The sequence below is a fragment of the Halomonas sp. JB37 genome (assembly GCF_002332255.1).
Classification (GTDB): domain Bacteria; phylum Pseudomonadota; class Gammaproteobacteria; order Pseudomonadales; family Halomonadaceae; genus Vreelandella; species Vreelandella casei.
Window position 1 is genome coordinate 54471 of sequence record NZ_NRGW01000001.1, and the last position, 18628, is coordinate 73098.

The 18628-nt window shown below is 54.8% G+C and carries 14 protein-coding genes and 1 rRNA gene; 9 read left to right on the forward strand and 6 right to left on the reverse strand.

Features of this window, described 5'->3' with window-relative positions:
- Window positions 1-31: 31 nt before the first annotated feature.
- Window positions 32-1564, reverse strand: a 16S ribosomal RNA gene (locus CIK78_RS00295).
- A 22-nt stretch (window positions 1565-1586) separates the two neighbouring features.
- Here CIK78_RS00295 and CIK78_RS17710 point away from each other — a divergent pair.
- Window positions 1587-1916, forward strand: a complete 330-nt coding sequence (locus CIK78_RS17710; RefSeq protein WP_141393013.1) for a hypothetical protein — start codon at window positions 1587-1589, stop codon at window positions 1914-1916.
- A 223-nt stretch (window positions 1917-2139) separates the two neighbouring features.
- Here CIK78_RS17710 and lldD read toward each other — a convergent pair whose 3' ends face one another.
- A complete protein-coding gene (gene lldD, locus CIK78_RS00300) occupies window positions 2140-3294 on the reverse strand; it encodes an FMN-dependent L-lactate dehydrogenase LldD (RefSeq protein ID WP_096276128.1) in 1155 nt (384 codons plus the stop codon).
- A gap of 284 nt (window positions 3295-3578) precedes the next feature.
- Here lldD and CIK78_RS00305 point away from each other — a divergent pair, with 284 nt between their 5' ends.
- From CIK78_RS00305 to CIK78_RS00315, 3 genes are read left to right on the forward strand one after another with little or no spacing between them, the layout of a single operon-like run.
- Window positions 3579-4352: a GntR family transcriptional regulator gene (locus CIK78_RS00305; RefSeq protein ID WP_096276130.1), complete on the forward strand. Its 774-nt coding sequence runs from the start codon at window positions 3579-3581 to the stop codon at window positions 4350-4352.
- A gap of 11 nt (window positions 4353-4363) precedes the next feature.
- A complete protein-coding gene (locus CIK78_RS00310) occupies window positions 4364-6283 on the forward strand; it encodes an ATP-binding protein (protein WP_096282206.1) in 1920 nt (639 codons plus the stop codon).
- Entirely contained in the window at window positions 6276-7658 is a 1383-nt protein-coding gene (locus tag CIK78_RS00315) for a sigma-54 dependent transcriptional regulator (protein WP_096276132.1), read from the forward strand. Before CIK78_RS00310 ends, CIK78_RS00315 begins: the two co-directional genes overlap by 8 nt.
- Here the strand turns inward: CIK78_RS00315 and CIK78_RS00320 are convergent.
- The 3 genes from CIK78_RS00320 to CIK78_RS00330 all read right to left on the reverse strand — a co-directional run bounded on the left by CIK78_RS00320 (window position 7634) and on the right by CIK78_RS00330 (window position 10377).
- Complete coding sequence (locus CIK78_RS00320; protein ID WP_096276134.1) at window positions 7634-8305, reverse strand: metal-dependent hydrolase; 672 nt, start codon at window positions 8303-8305, stop codon at window positions 7634-7636. The two genes, CIK78_RS00315 and CIK78_RS00320, sit on opposite strands and share 25 nt — an antisense overlap.
- A gap of 104 nt (window positions 8306-8409) precedes the next feature.
- On the reverse strand, window positions 8410-8955 hold the full coding sequence (locus CIK78_RS00325) for a gamma carbonic anhydrase family protein (RefSeq protein ID WP_096276136.1): 546 nt from the start codon (window positions 8953-8955) through the stop codon (window positions 8410-8412).
- Between the two features lie 81 nt (window positions 8956-9036).
- A complete protein-coding gene (locus CIK78_RS00330) occupies window positions 9037-10377 on the reverse strand; it encodes a sodium-dependent transporter (RefSeq protein ID WP_096276138.1) in 1341 nt (446 codons plus the stop codon).
- Between the two features lie 196 nt (window positions 10378-10573).
- Between CIK78_RS00330 and CIK78_RS00335 the strand changes: the two genes are divergently transcribed.
- From CIK78_RS00335 to CIK78_RS00350, 4 genes are all read left to right on the forward strand, one after another.
- Window positions 10574-12622: a M3 family metallopeptidase gene (locus CIK78_RS00335; protein WP_096282207.1), complete on the forward strand. Its 2049-nt coding sequence runs from the start codon at window positions 10574-10576 to the stop codon at window positions 12620-12622.
- Window positions 12623-12706: 84 nt separating this feature from the next.
- Window positions 12707-12958, forward strand: a complete 252-nt coding sequence (locus CIK78_RS00340; RefSeq protein WP_096276140.1) for a YheV family putative zinc ribbon protein — start codon at window positions 12707-12709, stop codon at window positions 12956-12958.
- Window positions 12959-13308: 350 nt separating this feature from the next.
- Window positions 13309-14292: a TAXI family TRAP transporter solute-binding subunit gene (locus CIK78_RS00345; RefSeq protein WP_096276142.1), complete on the forward strand. Its 984-nt coding sequence runs from the start codon at window positions 13309-13311 to the stop codon at window positions 14290-14292.
- Window positions 14293-14394: 102 nt separating this feature from the next.
- Window positions 14395-16596 (forward strand): TRAP transporter fused permease subunit, encoded by a 2202-nt coding sequence (locus tag CIK78_RS00350; protein ID WP_096276144.1) that lies wholly within the window; start codon window positions 14395-14397, stop codon window positions 16594-16596.
- Between the two features lie 90 nt (window positions 16597-16686).
- Here CIK78_RS00350 and metF read toward each other — a convergent pair whose 3' ends face one another.
- A complete protein-coding gene (metF, locus tag CIK78_RS00355) occupies window positions 16687-17529 on the reverse strand; it encodes a methylenetetrahydrofolate reductase [NAD(P)H] (protein ID WP_096276146.1) in 843 nt (280 codons plus the stop codon).
- A gap of 160 nt (window positions 17530-17689) precedes the next feature.
- Between metF and CIK78_RS00360 the strand changes: the two genes are divergently transcribed.
- Window positions 17690-18625, forward strand: a complete 936-nt coding sequence (locus tag CIK78_RS00360; RefSeq protein ID WP_096276148.1) for a transporter — start codon at window positions 17690-17692, stop codon at window positions 18623-18625.
- The last annotated feature ends 3 nt before the right edge of the window (window positions 18626-18628 follow it).

Below are 18628 nucleotides of genomic sequence, written 5' to 3' on the forward strand. Positions count from 1 at the left end.
TGTGGACGCTTACTAACTGTGACGCATCGTTTAAGGAGGTGATCCAGCCGCAGGTTCCCCTACGGCTACCTTGTTACGACTTCACCCCAGTCATGAACCACACCGTGGTGATCGCCCTCTTGCGTTAGGCTAACCACTTCTGGTGCAGTCCACTCCCATGGTGTGACGGGCGGTGTGTACAAGGCCCGGGAACGTATTCACCGTGACATTCTGATTCACGATTACTAGCGATTCCGACTTCACGGAGTCGAGTTGCAGACTCCGATCCGGACTGAGACCGGCTTTAAGGGATTCGCTGACTCTCGCGAGCTCGCAGCCCTTTGTACCGGCCATTGTAGCACGTGTGTAGCCCTACCCGTAAGGGCCATGATGACTTGACGTCGTCCCCACCTTCCTCCGGTTTGTCACCGGCAGTCTCCTTAGAGTTCCCGACATTACTCGCTGGCAAATAAGGACAAGGGTTGCGCTCGTTACGGGACTTAACCCAACATTTCACAACACGAGCTGACGACAGCCATGCAGCACCTGTCTTATAGTTCCCGAAGGCACAATCGCATCTCTGCAATCTTCTATAGATGTCAAGGGTAGGTAAGGTTCTTCGCGTTGCATCGAATTAAACCACATGCTCCACCGCTTGTGCGGGCCCCCGTCAATTCATTTGAGTTTTAACCTTGCGGCCGTACTCCCCAGGCGGTCGACTTATCGCGTTAACTTCGCCACAAAGTGCTCTAGGCACCCAACGGCTGGTCGACATCGTTTACGGCGTGGACTACCAGGGTATCTAATCCTGTTTGCTACCCACGCTTTCGCACCTCAGTGTCAGTATCAGTCCAGAAGGCCGCCTTCGCCACTGGTATTCCTCCCGATCTCTACGCATTTCACCGCTACACCGGGAATTCTACCTTCCTCTCCTGTACTCTAGCCTCACAGTTCCGGATGCCGTTCCCAGGTTGAGCCCGGGGCTTTCACAACCGGCTTATAAAGCCACCTACGCGCGCTTTACGCCCAGTAATTCCGATTAACGCTTGCACCCTCCGTATTACCGCGGCTGCTGGCACGGAGTTAGCCGGTGCTTCTTCTGCGAGTGATGTCTTTCCTAATGGGTATTAACCACTAGGCGTTCTTCCTCGCTGAAAGTGCTTTACAACCCTAAGGCCTTCTTCACACACGCGGCATGGCTGGATCAGGGTTGCCCCCATTGTCCAATATTCCCCACTGCTGCCTCCCGTAGGAGTTCGGGCCGTGTCTCAGTCCCGATGTGGCTGATCATCCTCTCAGACCAGCTACGGATCGTTGCCTTGGTGAGCCATTACCTCACCAACTAGCTAATCCGACATAGGCTCATCCAATAGCGGGAGCCGAAGCCCCCTTTCTCCCGTAGGACGTATGCGGTATTAGCCTGGGTTTCCCCAGGTTATCCCCCACTATCGGGCAGATTCCTATGCATTACTCACCCGTCCGCCGCTCGTCAGCATCTAGCAAGCTAGATCTGTTACCGCTCGACTTGCATGTGTTAGGCCTGCCGCCAGCGTTCAATCTGAGCCATGATCAAACTCTTCAGTTTACAATCATTGTGATCCTTACTCGTGTCTTCCGAGGAAAACACAAAAGCGAATCAAACTTGGCTCAAGGTTCAAACGAATTCATTCAAAACGGATCAAAAAGGCAATGCCTTTAAAACCTTATTGCTTGAGTCGCTTGCCTTGATATTGGGTGATTTGTCACCAACATCAGCAAGCGCCCACATGAATTACCTGATCAAATTGTTAAAGAGCGTTTCGCTGTGGCTATCGTGTTGTGATAGCGGGCCAACCGTTGAACTGTTTGGCCTCAGCGAGGAAGGCGTATTCTACGCACTTCCGAGTGTTTGTCAATCGGCAATTTCTGGGGCCGATTCGGGAAACATTTTTCGATGACCTGAAAACGCTAACCTGCTGACAAACCGAAGGTTTTCACCTTCATCCACCGCTGGTAACGCTAGGCGTCCCCGGCAGCGGATGCGGATGCGGATGCGGATGCGTACTTTACGGACTCGCTAACGCCTTGGCAAGGGCTCTGGTGAAAAAAACACATCTCATATTATCAGGACACTATTGCGAATCAAACTTAGCCGCGCGCGAGCCATACATCAGCGCCTGCTCACGCAAGATCGCGAGGCAAATCCGATACCAATGAATTCGCGCCCAAATCGGCAATACTTCTCGCTCCGGTGAGCGTCATCGCCACGCGCATTTCCTTTTCAAATAGCTCGAGCAAATGCGTGACACCCGCTTCGCCAGCAGTGGCAAGCGCATAGATGAAGGCGCGGCCCAGCAACACGCTGTCGGCACCCAAAGCGATCATCCTCACGACGTCAAGCCCGCTGCGCACGCCGGAATCAGCAAGAATGGCCAGATCCCCCTTAACCGCGTCGGCAATCGCCGGCAAGGCCCGCGCAGTCGAGGGAACGCCATCAAGCTGACGGCCGCCATGATTAGAAACAACGATGCCATCTGCACCAAAGCGCACCGCATCGCGGGCATCTTCAGCATCAAGTATTCCTTTAATAATCATCGGCCCGTCCCAGAGTTCACGAATCCATTCCAGGTCCTTCCAAGAGATAGCAGGGTCGAAGTTAGTAGCCAGCCAGGCAATGTAATCCTCAAGCTCGGTTGGCTTACCGCGGTAATCAGAGACGTTACCCAGGTCATGAGGACGACCATTAATACCGACATCCCATGCCCAGAAAGGATGCATTGCAGCCTGAGCCATCCGCCGGATCGGCCCATACTTACCGCTCATTCCAGAGTGAGCATCGCGATAGCGCGCGCCCGGCACAGGCATATCAACGGTAAAGATCAGTGTCTTGACCCCGGCGGCCTTAGCTTGCTCAAGAACGTGCTTCATGAAGCCCCTGTCCTTCAGCACGTAAAGCTGGAACCAGATGGGTCGATCAATCGCCGAGGCCACCTCAGCAATGGGGCACACCGACACCGTCGACAGAGTAAATGGTATGCCTTTCTTGGCGGCCGCTCGCGCCGCCTGGACCTCCCCGCGTCTAGCGTACATACCTGCTAGCCCCACCGGAGCCAGCGCAATAGGCATGGCCATCTTTTCACCGAACAGCTCGGTTTCCAGCGATAGCGAGGACATATCCTTCAGCACACGCTGGCGCAACGCGATACCGGAGAGATCCTCTACATTACGTCGCAGCGTATGCTCGGCGTATGCCCCCCCGTCGGCATAATGGAATAGAAAGGGAGGAATGCGCCGCTTAGCGGCTTTTCGGTAGTCCGTGGAGGCTGAAATAATCATGGCGAGCCCTATTTAGTAGATGCGCGCAGTCGACGCGCTATACATCGGCTTATTCAGAATTAATAATTGGTTTTACCAATTGACAAAAATATGGCATCAACATTAGTGAGACGCCATGAAGGTGTCAAACAATGATGCGGCTTTATAGCCCTACATAGCGCTATACTTTAGTTCAATGCTACGACTAATAATGTTTGACCAATAGCCACCCATCAATGCCAGCGCTTGAGCTGTCTGTTCAAAGCTTCTAATATTGGTCTTACCAATTGAAGGAGCTACCCAACATGAGCTATCCACCGCTCCGCCAGCAGCGTTTGGCCGATGTTATTACCGAGCGTTTAGAAGCCATGATGCTGGAGGGCAGCTTAAAACCTGGGCAGCGCCTCCCACCAGAGCGTGAATTAGCAGAGCGTTTTGGCGTATCACGCCCCTCTTTACGTGAAGCTATTCAAAAATTAGCCGCGCGCGGCTTACTGACCAGCCGCCAAGGCGGTGGCACCTTTGTGAACGACGACCTTAGCAATGGCTATACCGACCCGCTTTTGGAAATGCTTTCTCGCCACGGCGAGTTCAACTTAGACCTACTCGAATTCCGCGATGCAATAGAAGGAATATCCGCCTATTACGCTGCGCTGCGCTCAACGCCCGCTGATAAGGCGGTCCTCATTCAGCGCTTTGAAGAGCTCGACGGCGGTTTTGCCGGCGCCGACCCTGTTCATGAAGCCAAACTTGACGCGGCGTTCCATCTTGCCATCGCCGAAGCCGCCCACAATGTTCTGCTGCTACATACCATTCGCGGTATTTTTCATCTGCTTGAAAAGAGTATTGTTAATAATCTGGCCCACTTGTTTGCCAAACCAGGCTCACGCAGCCAGCTGATGAAGCAGCATCGCGCTTTACTTGACGCCATCTTGGAAGGGCGTGCAGAAGACGCCCGCGCTCGCGCGCATGAGCACCTAGCGTTCGTTGAAGAAGGACTTCTTGAAATGGCGCGTGAAGAGGCGCGGGCCCAACGCGCCCTTCGCCGCGCCCAAGGCAGTCGAAAGACACCGGCATGAGTAACACGGATATGGGCAAGGCTGACATACACAGCCAGACCCCCGCTCGCTTGCCACCACGCTGGCGTCGCCTGTGGCTGCTGGTCATTTCGCTCGGTTTATTGCTGTGCATGTGGCAAGCCGCCCAACTGGCCCGCGAGCAGGCGCTTTCTAACTTACAAGACGATGCCGAAAACGAGCTGCGCCTGTCTGCTGCCAATTTAAACGGCTATTTACTGCGCTACGACTACCTGCCACAAATGCTCGCGACAAGGGAAGGTGTGCAACGTTTTTTAGCCTCCCCCGACAGCCAAGACTCGATGCCGCTGAATATGTTGCTGGATCGCTTCCGCTTCACCGCAGGCGTTTCAGACGTTTATTTGCTAAATCGTGATGGCGATACTATTGCCGCCAGCAACTGGCATCGATCTAACACCTTTATCGGCCAAAACTATGCTTTTCGCAGCTATTACACCGAAGCCATCGCGGGCCGCCAAGGTAGGTTTTATGGCTTGGGCACCCAATCACTTGAGCGGGGCTACTTCTTTTCAGCACCGGTTTGGCTCGATGACACCTCGCCCGATGCCAAACCTGACGGCGTATTAGTCATCAAAGTATTGCTTGATGAGGTTGAAGAAAGCTGGGCTGAGCAAGATGCCGAGCTGTTTGTCACCGACAGCGATAACATCATCTTCATGGCCAGCCACCCAGGGCTGCGAATGAACGCCCTTTACTCGCTTTCCGATGAGCAACGTCGAGTCCTGCGCGCAACGCGACGCTATGCGATGGAGCCGCTAGCGTCCTCCGGCATCGGCGTCATTGCGCCTTACGGCCTGGGCAGCCAATTAGTAAGTTTCTCCCAAGGCCCTTTAAGTAAAGGCAACTACCTAAGCCTGACGCGACCTATTCCTGAGTTTGGCTGGCAGATGCATATTTTAAAGCCGCTAACACCGGTGATCAGCGCCCAATGGGTCGCTGCTCTCATGGCGGGCAGCCTCTACAGCCTGATTGCACTTGGGGCCGGCATAGGCTGGCAGCGGCTGAGGCTTCGTCGTGAACGGGAAGCGTTTGCCGATCGAGAGCGCCATACTTTGGCCCGCGTTCGCGATGAGCTGGAAGTTAGCGTAGAAAGGCGCACCCGTGACTTAGTCGCCAGCAATCAGCGGCTTTCTGATGAAATTGAAGAGCGCCGCCGGGCTGAAGCCAACTTACGCCAAACGCAGGATGAGCTTATTCAAGCGGCTAAACTGGCCGTATTAGGGCAGCTCGCCGCGGGCATCAACCATGAGCTTAATCAACCGCTGGCCGCTATTCGCGCTTATGCAGAAAACGCCCGACGCTTTATGGCACTAGCACGCCATGAAAAAGCCGACGCCAACCTTGAGCAAATTGTTGAGCTGACCGAGCGCATGGCCGATATCAGCGCACAACTGCGCCAGTTTTCACGTAAGAGTAGCGAACGCCAAGAGACCATTTCCGTACAGGCCTGTATCGACTACGCCTTGCGCTTATTTCAAAGCCGTCTGCGCGAAGGCAACATTACGATTATTCATGAGTGGCCCGATGAAACGCTATGGGTGAAAGGCGACCTAGTGCGCCTTGAGCAAGTGCTGGTTAATCTAATCGGCAATGCCCTGCAGGCTATGAAAGCCGAACCCGTACCGCAACTGACACTAAGCGCTAGCATTCACCATCAGCAGGTGCATATTAGCGTTGCCGATAACGGACCCGGCATTCCAGCTGAGCATTTAGGGCACGTGTTTGAACCCTTTTTCACGACAAAAGCGCCAGGCAGTGGCTTAGGCTTGGGCCTCTCGATCTCTTCACGCATTATGGACGATCTAGGCGGTAAGCTGCAGGCTGCTAATCGACCCGAAGGGGGCGCTTGCTTCACTATTACGCTACCCCACTCAACGTTAACGCATGTCCAGGAGCGCTCTCACTATGCATGAACCGTCGACCCTGCCGGTCATAGTGATCGACGACGAACCACACCTTCGGATCACCGTTAGCCAAACCCTCGAGCTTGCAGGCTACACGCCCTACTGCTACGAATCAGCCGAACAAGCGCTCGCCGCCTTAACGCCCGACTTTCCGGGCGTGATCGTCAGCGACATAAGGATGCCCGGCATGGATGGCATGGCGCTGCTGCACGAGCTACATAACCGCGACGCCACGCTGCCGATCATTTTAATTACCGGCCACGGCGATATTTCGACCGCCGTAGAGGCAATGCGTGCAGGGGCGTGGGATTTTCTTGAAAAGCCCTTCGCCGGTGATCAACTATTGGATGTGGTGCGTCGTGGCATCGAGAAGCGCCAGCTCAGTTTAGAAAATCACCGCCTAAAAGCCGAGCTGGAAGTACAGCAAGCCGCGCTGGGGCCTCGCCTGGTTGGCCGCACACCCATCATATCGCGACTGGCCGCCATGATTCAGCGCATCAGCCAAGTGGAGGCCGATGTGCTGCTGTTTGGGGAAACAGGTACCGGCAAAGACTTGGTGGCCCGCGCTATTCACGAGCGCAGCGGGCGGCGTAATAGCCCTTTTATGGCCATCAACTGCGGCGCAGTGCCCGAAAACACCATTGAGTCCGAGCTATTTGGCCACGAAAAAGGTGCCTTTACCGGTGCAGTAGAGCGGCGTATCGGCAAATTCGAACATGCTAACGGCGGCACGGTATTTTTGGATGAAATTGAATCCATGCCCATGGCGCTTCAGGTCAAACTGCTGCGGGTGCTGCAAGAGCGCAGCGTGGAGCGGCTGGGCGCTAATGAAACGGTACCACTCAACATTCGCGTCATTGCCGCTACCAAGGTGGATCTAAAAGCAGCGTCTGAAGAGGGCCGCTTTCGCGAAGATCTGTATTACCGTCTTAACGTGGTCACTCTGCCGCTGCCAGCCCTGCGCGAACGGCGCGAAGATATTCCCTTGCTGTTTCAACATTTTGCCGTCGTGGCTGCCAATCGCAGCGGGCTGGAAGCGCCTATCATAGACAGCTCGGGCATTGCCGTTCTACTCGCACATGACTGGCCCGGCAATGTGCGTGAACTGCGCAACCTTGCCGAGCGCTACGTATTGCTGGGCGCCGCCTTTGATTATCGTCTGGATGCACTGCTGGAAGGGGTTAGCGCCGACACTCAGGAGCCCACTTTGCCCCGCCAGGTGGAGCTGTTTGAAAAAAGCCTGATCAGCCAATCCCTGGCGCGCTATCACGGCCGTGTCACCGATGTGTGTCGCCACTTAGGCATTCCGCGCAAAACCTTTTATGACAAGCTTAAAAAGCACGGCCTCAATGCCGATGACTATCGCCACAGCAGCGAGCCCTGATGCAACAGCTCACCCAATACTGACCAAGGCGGCACCCAGGGCACCAGCGTTAACGTGGCAATCAGCATCAGCAGATTAGACATGGGCCGCCGGCTATCGCCGAGCTTTAGCGCCGTTCCGAACGAACGCTTTAGCCGAGCGCCTTCAAGATCCACGCTGTACATCTCATCTAAACTCAGGTGAATTAAAAATCCGACCAGCGTGGCGGCGCCATGCGACCAAGCAAGCCATGCCGGCTGGCCGAGCAGATTAAAACTCAGCGCAGCGGTGGCCAGGCTACATAACCCACCCGCCAGCAGTGAGTGCCAGATACCGCGATGCACGGTAAAACGCGAAAATAGTACGCTGGCTAAATAACGCACGCAGACATAGATTCCACCGCAGGCAACCAGCAGCGCACCGGGCGTGAGCCATGGCTGCAGTAGCAGTGCGCCAAAGACCAAGGCAGGCACTGAAAGAAGATTAAAAATCAATCGGATAGAATGTGATCGGTCGGCATCGATGTCTGGCAAAATGCCCCCAAACGTAACCAGCGCAACCATCACCACCGCTTGAGAAGGCGGCCACCAATGACCTTTCCAAGCTGCGTAAGCTATCAGCATGCCACCCGCCGCTGCTACGGTAATATGCGTGCGAAAGTTAGCCATGACGCGGCACCCCAGAAAACTGGATAAATTAACAGATTTCTGACCGGCGCGACATGACTATTTAAGAAAAAAGGTTGGCAGGGCAATCGCTTAGAGAAGGGGCATCAAATTGACGATTCGGCCAAAAAGCGGTCTTTCAATTTAACGTAGTTACCGGCGGTATAGGGGAAGAAAGCACGCTCAGATTCTTTCAGCGGGCGCAGTGGTTTAGCCGGGTTACCGGCATAAACGTAACCGCTTTCCAGATGCTTACCCGGCGTTACTACGGCGCCAGCGGCAATAATGACTTCATCTTCAACGATCGCGCCATCCATCACGATCGCGCCCATTCCCACCAATATCCGACTGCCTAGCGTACAGCCATGCAAAATCGCCTTATGGCCGATGGTCACATCGTCGCCAATAATGAGCGGAAAGCCCGCCGGGCTAAAGTCACTTGCGTGGGTAATATGCAGCACGCTGCCATCCTGCACGCTGGTCCGCGCGCCGATTCGAATACGGTGCATATCGCCACGGATAACGCTCATCGGCCAAACGGAGCAATCATCCCCCAGCACCACGTCTCCAATGACCACGCTGGCCGGATCAATATACACGCGCTCGCCAAGCGACGGCTCCATGCCCTGATAGCGTCTTAACGCACTGCTCATAATTTGCTCCTGCGGTTCTCGATAGACTGTATAAAGAATATGACTCGCTGACTATAGTGCTTAATGACAACCAAAGAAGCCTTATAGAAATCCTGTCAGTAGCACGATAAAGGTCAGCGGAATCGATACCCAGCGAAGAATATTTCGCCACACTAGGTAGCCGCGCTCACCGGCACCCAATGCACTGGCGACTCGCTCTTGGGGCATCACCCAGGCGGCAAAAATGGCGATCATCAATCCGCCTAAGGGCAGAAAAACATCCGGCGGTATACTGCTGACCAGTTCGAACACGTTGCGCCCAAAGAGCGGCCGGAATTCAGAAAGCGTCGAAAACGAGAAGGCGGATAGCAGGCCGATTAACCAGACGCTGACTGCCACGACCAGCGTCGCAAGGCTGCGGCGCAGCCCCAGCCCCTGAAGCGTCGCGACCATGGGCTCGGCTAAGTTAATCGCTGAGGTCCAGGTGGCTAACAGCAGTAATAAAAAGAACACGCTCAGCCATACCGAGCCCCACGGCAATTCAGAAAATGCGATCGGCAGCGTGACAAACATTAAGCCCGGGCCTTCAGCGGGGTCCATGCCTTGAGCAAACACAACCGAGAAAATCGCAATACCCGCCAGCAGTGCAACGCTGATATCGAGCACCGCTACCGCAAACGCGGCTTTGGGCAGGCTTTGCTCTTCAGGCATATAAGCCCCGTACGCCATTAAGGCACAGGCCCCTACCGCCAAGGTAAAAAACGCATGCCCCATTGCATGGACAACCACCGATGGCGTTAGCGCATCGAAAGAGGGCAGAAACAGCCATGCCAGCGCGGTGCCAAAACCATCCGTCGTGGCGGCATAGCCTGCTAATAGCAGCAGCAAAAAATACAGCAGCGGCATCAGCAAATTGTTAAGTCGCTCCAAACCTTTGGCAACACCGGCCGCCACAACGGACATGGTCATGAATAGAAACAGGGTGTGATTAAAAATAAGCAGGCCCGGGTTAGCCAAGAAAGCGTCAAAGCCCGCACCAATCTCCTCAGCGCTCGCGCCGTTGAAATTACCGTTCACGGAGGCAACTAAAAACTCAATCGACCAGCCGGACACCACCGAGTAGAACGATAAGATACAAAATACGGTGAACGCGCCGAATAGCCCTAGCCAACGCCAATGAGGCGAGGCTCCCGCCTCTGTTGCCAAGGCCCCTAACGCCTGCATTGGCCCGCGACGCCCGGCTCGGCCAATTAATATTTCCGCCATCATGACGGGAATACCTAGCAGCAGCACAAACGCTACATAAACCAGCAAAAATGCCGCACCGCCATTTTCTCCAGCCACGTAGGGGAAGCGCCAGATGTTGCCTAAACCCACTGCAGCACCTGTTATTGCCAAGATAAAGGCCCGCTTCGACCCCCAGCGCTCCAGCGTTTCGCTCATCGTGTGCTCCTGCCGTTAGAGGCATTAAAAGGCGGCAAGACTAGCAGGCACTTGCACGCAGGCCAAACTCTGACCTGCAGCCTAGCATTGAAACGCGGCCCCACTGCCCGCACTGTGTCATCATTATCGCGCGTTTTGCGCTTCCTACACGATTTTAAAAACGATGCCAACTGAGGTGCCTATGTCCTCCACCCCCTTGCCCTCCAATCCGTTGCTTGAGACGCACAAGCTCCCCCCTTTTGCTGACATTCGCGCCGAACACGTAGAGCCTGCGGTAGAAATCCTGCTCAGAGAAAGCCGCGAGGCCATTGATCTCCTCGCCCAGCAGGCCGCCGCCACGGCGCCCACTTGGGACAATTTCGCGGCGCCGTTTGAGGCCGTCAATGACCGTCTCACCAATGCGTGGTCACCGATTTCTCATCTCAACGGCACCATGAACTCCTCCGAATTACGCGAAGCGTATCAGGCATGCCTTGAAAAGCTTTCTGCTTTCGGCACCTGGGTCGGCCAACACGAAGGGCTTTTCCATGGTTGGAAAGCGCTGAAAGAAGGCCCGGCCTGGGCATCGTTAGATGCCGCACAGCGGCGCACCGTCGAGAACGCCTTACGTGATTTCCGGCTAGCCGGTGTTGACCTGCCCGCGGACCAAAAAGCGCGCTACGGAAAAATTCAGTCGCGTCTTTCACTACTCTCAAACCAGTATTCAAATAACGTTCTGGATGCCACCCAGGCATGGCACAAAGATATTGATTGCTTAGATGCGCTCGCAGGCGTCCCAGCAAGTGCCTTAGATACCTTAAAAGCCACCGCCGAGGCGAAGGGCGTGCCGGGCTACCGGATTACCTTGGATTTCCCAAGTTTTTTCCCTGTCATCAGCTACGCCGACAGTCGCGAGCTGCGCCGTGAGGTGTATACCGCGTTCATTACCCGTGCCTCAGACCAAAGCGCGGATGCTGGCAAGTTCGACAACGCTGCCATTTTGGAAGAGATTCTGTCGCTACGTAGCGACATTGCCCAGCTGCTTGGCTTTGCCACCTACGCGGATTATTCACTGGCCACTAAAATGGCCGAATCTCCCGAGCAGGTGCTTGAGTTCCTCAACGACCTAGCCCGTCGTGCGCTGCCTCAGGCTAAAGAAGAGTTTGCTGAACTGAGCACCTACGCCCGTGACGAACTGGGCCTGGAAGTACTTGAGCCGTGGGACGTTGCCTACGCCAGCGAGAAACTGCGCGAAGCACGCCACGCCATCTCCCAAGAACAGCTGCGCCCTTACTTTCCCGCCCCGCGCGTCATTGATGGCCTGTTTCAAGTGGTTGAGCGCCTCTACGGCGTACGCTGTGAAGAAGATACCGAGGCGACTCGCTATCATCCAGACGTCCAATACTTCCAGATTACTGAAAACGGCCAGCCGATTGCCGGCTTTTACCTTGATCTCTACGCCCGTGAAGGCAAGCGCGGCGGTGCCTGGATGGCGGACTGCCGCGTGCGCCGTCAAACCGAGCAGGGCCTGCAGCTGCCAGTGGCCTTTCTAACCTGCAACTTCACTGCGCCGGTAGGTGGCCGTCCCGCGCTGCTGACTCACGACGAAGTCACGACCTTGTTTCATGAGTTTGGGCACGGTCTTCACCATATGCTCACCAAGCAGCACATTGCAGATATTTCCGGCATTAACGGTGTGGCCTGGGATGCGGTCGAGCTACCCAGCCAGTTTATGGAAAACTACTGCTGGGAGCGTGAAGGACTAAACCTGCTGGCCAAGCACGTGGATACCGGCGAACCGCTTCCCTTCGATCTACTAGAGCGCCTGCAGGCAGCCAAGAACTTCCAGTCGGCCATGGGTATGATGCGCCAAATCGAACTCTCGCTATTCGATCTACGCCTGCACCATGAACTCAGCGCCCCTAGCGCCAGCGACGTGCAAGCACTGCTCGATGATGTGCGGGCCGCGGTATCGGTGCTGCCCAAAGCCCCCTTCAATCGCTTCCAAAATAGCTTTGGGCATATATTTGCTGGCGGCTATGCGGCCGGTTACTACAGCTATAAGTGGGCGGAAGTGCTCTCGGCAGATGCCTGGAGTGCCTTTGAAGAAGCTGGCATCTTCGACCCAGAAACAGGCCAGCGCTTTCGTCGCGAAATCCTGGAGCAGGGCGGCGCTCGTGATGCCGCCGACCTGTTTGTTGCCTTTCGCGGTCGCGAACCCAGCGTTGAGCCACTGCTTCGCCACTGCGGCATTCGCGCCGCTTAACACACGTTATCAGGTACACGTTGCAAACCATTATTTCATGCGTGGCGCCTTGGGCGTCGCGCATCTGATGCATAGGAGCCCACTATGTCGACGGTTAAACGCTTTATTGCCGGCGTGATCTGCCCGCGCTGTGCGGAGATGGACCGCATCCGCGCCTGGGAGCAGAATGGCATTCGCTACCGCGAATGCGTCAGCTGCGATTTTTTTGAGCAGTTGCCTATTGAAGAAGATGCCCTTACCGAAATGACCACCCGAGTTAATCAGGTGCGCGACGACCAGAAGCAGCAAGATGTACAGCCCGTACGCATCATGGATCCCGGCAAGCCCCCTCGTTAAACCCACGTTTCATCCCGTAAAAGGAAGGCCTAACCAAGCACCGCGAGCCTAGCGTCTTCCTTTTCAATGTGCCGAATGCTGGCTAATGGCGCTCGATCGATCTCATTAGTGTGTGGCTATCCGCACATGCAAAATAATCATCGTGCGGACACTCGGACACTTTGCCTGCCTAAGCCTGCCACGAAAGTTTAATAAGATCTTCTTAACCAACTGATTTTAAAATAACAATATTAAAATGGCACAACTATCGCTGTTATAACCACTGAATAGTCTGATTCATGCCGTACTAACGAGCAGCATCGAACACGACCGTCAGTCAATAACCCCAATAACAGCTAGGAACTCTCGCCATGCGTAAACATATGCCTAAGACCTTCACGCTACTTGCCAGCAGCGCCCTGCTTGTAGCGGCTAGCAGTGCCCAAGCAGACCGCTCCGAGTGGCCAGATAACTTCACCGTTGGTACGGCCAGTCAAGGCGGCACGTTCTTCGTTTACGGCTCAGGCTGGGCGAACTTTATTGCTGAAGAAGTTGGCGTATCTGGCGGCGGTGAAGTCACCGGTGGCCCCACGCAAAACTTAGCGCTAGTACACACCGGTGACATGGCATTTGGTTTAACCACCATGGGCCCTGCGTCTGATGCTGTGAACGGTGAAAGCCCGCTGGCACCTGGTATGAAGATGGACAACGTCTGTGCCATGTTCCCCATGTACGAAACGCCGTTTTCAATTGCGGCACTCTCTAGCAGCGGCATCGAATCCATTGCTGACATTCCGGATGGCGCGCGTATCGGCTTTGGCCCCGCGGCGTCCACGTCTGATACCTACTTCCCCGCGATCCTAGAAACCTTAGGTGTGGACTTTGAACGCCGTAACGGTGGCTGGTCTGATCTAGGCGGCCAGTTGCAGGATGGCCTGCTCGACGTCGTTGCGTTCGCGGCCGGCATCCCGATCCCCGCCGTGAGCCAGTTGGAAGTACAAACTGACGTCAACATCATTGAGTTCACCGAAGAAGAGCTAGCCACCGTGCTGGAAAACTACCCGGTCGCTGAGTTCATGATTCCCGCTAATACGTACACAACGCTTGAAGAAGATGCGCGCGCCGTTTCCATGTGGAACTTTGCGATCGCTGGCTGTGATCTTCCGGAAGACTTCATTTACGAAGTGACCAAGGCGACCATGGAAAACAACGAGCGCATGCGCTCAATACACCGCAGTGCTGAAACCACCATTCCAGAAAACATTGTACATAACACCGTACTGCCCTTTCATCCAGGCGCTGCGCGTTGGTACAAAGAGAACGGCTATGAAATTGCTGATGACATGATCAACTAAGCAACGTTTACCGCTCTAACTGCCCCGTCTCGGCCTTGCCGGGCGGGGCAGATTTCGCTCCTGCTATCCCTTTGTCTGCTTTTGCTGTGAGGGTGAACTCTAATGAGTCACAAAAACGACCAAGAACCCAATGGTCTCAAGGATGATGCCAACGTGGCGTCAACAGTACCCGACTCCATTGCTGATGGTGTCGATGACGACATTGTTGAATCTAATCGCCGCCTGTTTACCGGCTGGCAGTTCTTATTATTTGCGGCATTAGCCATTGCTTATTCTAGCTTCCACCTGGTTTCCCTGAACGTGTATCCGATGGAAACCTGGTCGTTTCGTATTGTGCACATTGCCGGGGCGCTTATTCTGGGTTACGGGCTATTTGCTGGCGCTCGTTTTGCCGACGAGGAACACCAAACATCAGGTGCAGGGATTAAATGGGTGAGCTACGCGCTGCTTATTCCTGCGGCCTATACGTTGGCGCAAGTCTTTTTAATGCACCAAACACTCAGCGGCGGTGCGATGCGCATCGACCCCAGCGTTGAAAACTGGCATTACGGTTACCCACTGATGGCGACCACCGCCTGTGCCGTTGTGCTGTCCTGGTTTTATCGTCAGGCACGCCATCGCTTTAACCCTGCCGACCTAGTGCTCATGGTATGCGCGCTGGCCAGCGCCGGTTATTTGCTGGTGGCTTTCAACACGAATATACGCATGTCGACAGGCACCTCCTTTGCGCCGTCAGGCATCTCTTGGGCGGCGATTGCGGGCTCTCTGCTGATTCTTGAGCTTACCCGTCGCGTGGCCGGCTTGGCCTTGGTCGTCATTTCAGCGGTGTTCTTAGGATACGTTTTTGTCGGTCCTTATTTACCTGGCTTCTTGGGCTACCCAGGGCTGTCGCTACAACGCTTCTTCAGTCAGGTATATACCGATGCCGGCATTTTAGGCCCCACCACCGCCGTATCATCGACCTATATTATTCTGTTCATTATTTTTGCCGCGTTTCTGCAAGCGTCTAAAGTGGGCGACTACTTCGTCAACTTTGCTTTCGCTGCCGCAGGGCGCGCTCGCGGTGGCCCGGCCAAAGTGGCTATTTTTGCGTCTGGCTTGATGGGTATGATTAACGGCACCTCTGCGGGCAATGTGGTTTCCACAGGCTCGCTGACCATTCCATTGATGAAGAAAGTCGGCTATCCGGCGCGGAGTGCCGGGGCGATTGAAGCGGCTGCTTCAACGGGTGGGCAAATCATGCCGCCGATTATGGGCGCCGGTGCGTTCATCATGGCCGAAGTGACAGGCATTCCGTATACCGAAATTGCCATTGCGGCGATCATCCCGGCGATTCTGTATTTTGCCTCTATCTATTTTATGGTCGACTTTGAAGCCGCCCGTAAAGGCATGCGGGGCATGCGCAAAGATGAGATCCCGCTGTTCTCCAAACTGATCAAGCAGGTCTATCTGTTCGCGCCGATCATCATTCTGATCGCGGCACTGTTCATGGGCTATTCGGTGATTCGTGCGGGCACGTTGGCCACCGCTTCAGCAGCCGTCGTGAGCTGGATTTCACCCAATAAAATGGGCATTCGTGCGATTCTTAAAGCGCTGCAAATCGCGGGCACCATGTCGGTTCAGATTATCGCCGTGTGCGCCTGTGCAGGCTTAATCGTGGGGGTTATCTCACTGACCGGCGTTGGCGCTCGCTTCTCATCGCTGCTGCTTGGCTTAGCCGGTGTTAGCCAGCTTCTCGCGCTGGTGTTCGCTATGCTAATTAGCATTTTGCTTGGTATGGGCATGCCGACCACCGCCGCTTATGCTGTCGCCGCCTCAGTGGTAGCGCCTGGCTTGATCAATATTGGCATTGAGCCGCTGATCGCTCACTTCTTCGTGTTCTACTTTGCGGTGGTATCGGCGATTACCCCGCCCGTTGCGCTGGCGTCCTATGCAGCGGCCGGCATTTCTGGCGATAACCCGATGGGCACGTCCGTGGCGTCGTTCAAGATTGGCTTGGCCGCCTTCATCGTGCCGTTTATGTTCTTCTACAGCCCTGCCATGCTGATGGAAGGCACGCCGATGGAAATCCTGCGCGTTGGGGTCACCGCAACGCTGGGTATTATCTTGCTCTCAGGCATGGTTCAAGCGTGGTTCTTTGGGCCGGTCAACACATGGCAACGCCTGCTGATGCTGGTCGGCGCCATGTTTATGATCTATGGCGGTATTTATACCGACGTTCTGGGGCTTGCGATTGGTATCGGGCTATTTGTCATGCAGCGTAAGCTGCATGGCAGTGGCAATAAAACGGCTCAAGCTGGCTAAACACGCTAAGCAGCTAAACGCCAAGTGTCAAAAAACCCCGCTCAATGGCCATTGAGTGGGGTTTTTAGTTACTTGATGAAACAACGCACCTTAGTCGGTCAGGTTGTCGACTATTTTGAGCACGGGTGCCGCTTGGTTAAGAGTATAAAAATGCAGGCCGGGGGCACCGCCATCCAACAATCGCTGGCAAAGCTGGCTCACCACGTCGGTTCCAAAGGCGGCAATCGCTTCACTGTCATCGCCATAGGACTCTAGCTGCTTGCGCATCCAGCGAGGAATCTCAGCGCCGCAGACATCAGAGAAACGCGCCAGCTTAGTGTAGTTAGTGATCGGCATAATACCCGGAATGATCGGCTGTTCGATGCCAAGCGCACGGACTTTATCGACAAAATTAAAATAGGCATCGGCGGTAAAAAAGTACTGGGTGATCGCCATGTTGGCGCCAGCCTTCATTTTGCGCACGAAGTTTTCTACGTCTTTATCTAGATTAGCCGCCTGTGGATGAGACTCCGGGTAAGCCGCGACCGCAATCTCGAAATGATCGCCGGTTTCAGCACGAATAAACTCCACCAGCTCGTTGGCATAGCGTAATTCACCAATGCTTGCCATGCCCGACGGCATATCGCCACGTAGAGCGACCAGACTATTCACGCCCTCCTCGCGATACTGAGCTAGCAGATCTCGCAGTTGAGCTTTTTCACTGCCAATACAGGATAGGTGCGGCGCGGTCGTAATGCCGCTTTGGCTAACAGTGCGTACCAGTTCGCGTGTGCGCGCCTGCGTCGACCCACCAGCGCCATAGGTAACTGAAAAAAATCGGGGCTGCCGCGCAGCTAGCTCATCACGAACGTGTATTAGCTTGTCGTGCCCAGCATCGGTATTGGGCGGAAAGAATTCAAAGCTGATACCCAGCGGATGCTCAAGGCTGCTCATGGAATTTCCTTTTTAGGATCAATAAACGTGACATTTTGAGGTATTCTCGCTGTTCAGATGCGCTAGGGCTAATGAAAGATTTCACGCTCGGCCTTTAATTCGGCTCATGTTAGCTGACCAGACTACATACGAAGCACCACGCACTCATACGGGAGAATCAATGGATCTTGCACCTGAGGCACTGGCTGGACCGTTATTAATGTTGCTCAGCTATGTGGGGTTAGGCTGGATCGCCGCCCAACGGCTCAAGCTAGACCCTCGCCCCATCGCGACACTGCTGGTTTACCTGATTGCACCCTTTACTATTTTTCGCGCGCTAATGAATGGCGGCTCAACGCCGAACTATTTATTACTCACATTAGCGCTGTTCATCCTTTCAAGCCTCATGGCCCTGATTGTCCATCGCCTCACGCGTCATCGTTTTGGCGAGCAGGAGGCGGCGCTACTGGCATTTTCTTCGGGAACCGGCAATACCGGTTATTTCGGCTTACCGATTGCATTTATATTGCTGCCCCCAGAAGGCGTTACGCTTTATCTGTTCTGCATGCTGGGGATTAATATTTATGAATTTACCGTCGGCTTTTATCTCAGCGCCCGCGGTCGCTTTTCGGTACGCGAAAGCCTGATCAAGATTTCTCGCTTACCGCTGATCTACACCTTCCTATTAGCGCTCCTGCTGAGCAGCCTTAACATAATGCCGCCCGCTGAGGTAATGCATGCGCTAGAAGTGTTCCCCGCCACCTACACGCTGCTAGGCATGATGATTATCGGCATGACGCTGAGTCAGGTGACCTTAGCAGCCTGGGATACGCGTTTTGTCGCTAGCTGCGTAGGGTTGCGCTACCTGCTGTGGCCTTTGGTGATGCTGGCTGCCGTGCTGCTGTTGCAGTGGCTCGGTCCTCTTTCGCCTGAACTGGGTATGGCGATGCTTTTACTAGGCGTAGTGCCCATGGCGTCTAACGTGGTGGTAGTCGCCATGGAGCTGGGTATTCAGCCGCAAAAAGGCGCGCTGGCCGTGCTGGTTTCAACGCTGCTGGCACCGCTGTTGATCCCGCTATATCTCAGTTTCATGCTGCATTTGACGGGGCTGAGTTAACTG